This is a genomic window from Desulfovibrio desulfuricans (assembly GCF_024460775.1).
Lineage (GTDB): Bacteria > Desulfobacterota > Desulfovibrionia > Desulfovibrionales > Desulfovibrionaceae > Desulfovibrio > Desulfovibrio desulfuricans_E.
In genome coordinates this window covers 1-252 of sequence record NZ_JANFYZ010000086.1, presented here as the reverse complement: position 1 = coordinate 252, position 252 = coordinate 1, and the positions used below count along the sequence as shown (strand labels likewise).

Sequence of the window (252 nt, the reverse complement as noted above, 5' to 3'; positions counted from 1 at the left end):
GGGCCTGATGAAGGTAACTGCATATAGCATTTCTAAGTCCATATTCTCCCTGAGGGCAGCCGAGACGAAACAGTTCTGCCTTATCATCCACAAGACACTCTCGGGATAATTTTCGCCATATATTATACGGAAAGCTTTTCAGATCCACTCCGCTCGGAGTAAAATCATACCGGTACTTTTGTTCCCGTTGTTCATTATTTTCTCTTTTATTATTTTCCTGCGCATCTATCTGAAACAATCCGTCAATCTGAC

Annotated in this window: 1 pseudogene; it reads right to left on the bottom strand. The window is 42.1% G+C overall.

The features are described from left to right. Positions 1 to 252: pseudogene (locus NE637_RS15500) on the bottom strand (hypothetical protein); the annotation flags it as partial.